The sequence below is a fragment of the Neoroseomonas rubea genome, from assembly GCF_016106015.1.
Taxonomy (GTDB): Bacteria; Pseudomonadota; Alphaproteobacteria; order Acetobacterales; family Acetobacteraceae; genus Neoroseomonas; species Neoroseomonas rubea.
Window position 1 is genome coordinate 1 of record NZ_JACADQ010000531.1, and the last position, 1,786, is coordinate 1,786.

Genomic DNA, 1,786 nt, shown 5'->3' on the forward strand with positions numbered 1-1,786 from the left:
GCAGGAGCAGGCGGCGTGAACGCGCCGGGCGGCCTCGCGCGCGGTGCCGCGCAGGCCAGCACGCCATCCCCCGTGCTGCCGCCGCTGCCCGCCACGCGCGGCGGGATGGACCTGATGGAGGCGCTGCGCGGCGCGCTCTCCGCGCTCGCCGCCAACACGCTGCGGTCGGTGCTGACCGCGCTCGGCATCTTCATCGGCGTCGCCGCCGTGATCGCGACGGTGGCGGTGGGCGAGGGCGCGCGGCGGCAGGTGACGGCGCAGATCCAGTCGCTCGGCGCCAACCTGCTGATCATCTGGGGCGGGTCGTCCACGGTCGGCGGCGTCAGGCTCGGTGCTGGCGGGCGGTCCAACCTCGCCTACGACGACGCCATCGCCATCGCGCGGGAAGTGCCGCAGGTGGAGGTCGCGGTGGGTTCCATCCGCCAATCCTTCCAGATGGTCGCCGGCAACCAGAACTGGCAGGCGGTGGTGATCGCGGCCGATCCGGATTTCTTCGTCGCGCATGAATGGGCGCCCGATCTCGGTCGCCTCTTCACCGCGGAGGAAGCGGCGGGCGCGCGCAAGGTCGTCATCCTCGGCGCCACGGTCGCCGAGAACCTGTTCGGGGAGGAAGATCCCGTCGGGCGGGAGATCCGCATCCGCTCCACCCCCTTCGAGGTCATCGGCGTCATGGCCCGCAAGGGCCAGAACCCGATGGGGCAGGATCAGGACGACGCGGTCTTCATCCCCTATTGGACGGCGCGGCGGTCCGTGATGGGCGCGTCGCGCGCCAATGCCCGGCAGGTCGGCACCATCTCGGTCAAGGTGCATGAGGGCGAGGACATGCGGGAGGCGGAGGAGAACATCCGCGCCCTGATGCGCCAGCGCCATCGCGTCGCGGCGAACGAGCCCGACAGCGTGTCGATCCGCAACCTGTCCGACATCCAGGCGACGCGCGACGCGGCGGCGCGCACGCTGTCGCTGCTGCTGGCCTCCGTCGCCGCGGTCTCGCTGCTGGTGGGCGGCATCGGCGTGATGAACATCATGCTGGTGAGCGTCACGGAGCGGACGCGGGAGATCGGGCTGCGGCTCGCGGTCGGCGCGCGACGGCGCGACGTGCTGGCGCAGTTCCTGCTGGAAGCCCTGGTGCTGGCGATGCTGGGCGGGGCGGCGGGCGTGGCGGCGGGGCTCGCGCTGTCGCACCTGGTGGCCGACCTCGCCGGATGGCCGGTGCTGGTGAAGCCGGATGCGGTGCTGATCGCCGTCGGCGTCTCGGCCCTGACGGGGCTGTTCTTCGGCTTCTGGCCGGCGCGGCGCGCGGCGATGCTCGATCCGATCCAGGCGCTTCGCCACGATTGAAAATCGTGGCGAAGAGTCTTGGTGTGCCTCAATCGCCGGCGCCGCCATGCGGCGGCTTGGCTTTCGCGCCGTGCACTGGTGCGCCGGGGGCGGCGGTTGGTCTGGGCGCGGTCGCGCTTTGCGCTCCCGGATCGAGGCGGAGCCTCGATCCGAAGAGTCTTGGTCTGCCTCAGGCGCCGGCGCGCGCATTCGCGCGCTTGGCTTGCGCGCCGTGGGCTGGTGCGCCGGGGGGGCGCCGGTTGGTCTGGGCGCGGTCGCGCATTCGCGCTCCCGGATCGAGGCGGAGCCTCGATCCGAAAACTGGGCGCGCCTATTCGTTCGAAGGCCTCGGCGCGGGCAGCGCGTTCGGGTCGCGCGGCAGGGCCAGGCCCGCCTGGCGCGGCGGCGCGCCAGGCGCGGCACCCGGCTCGGCCGGAAAGCCGCCGGCGTTCTGCACTACGGTGCGCAC

General features: G+C 72.9%; 1 protein-coding gene. It reads left to right on the forward strand.

Annotation, left to right across the window (positions count from 1 at the left end; translation table 11 throughout):
- Positions 1 to 1,338 (forward strand): ABC transporter permease (locus HW577_RS24520; RefSeq protein WP_232475222.1); only part of this gene is annotated, 1,338 nt, incomplete at its 5' end.
- Positions 1,339 to 1,786: the final 448 nt, after the last annotated feature.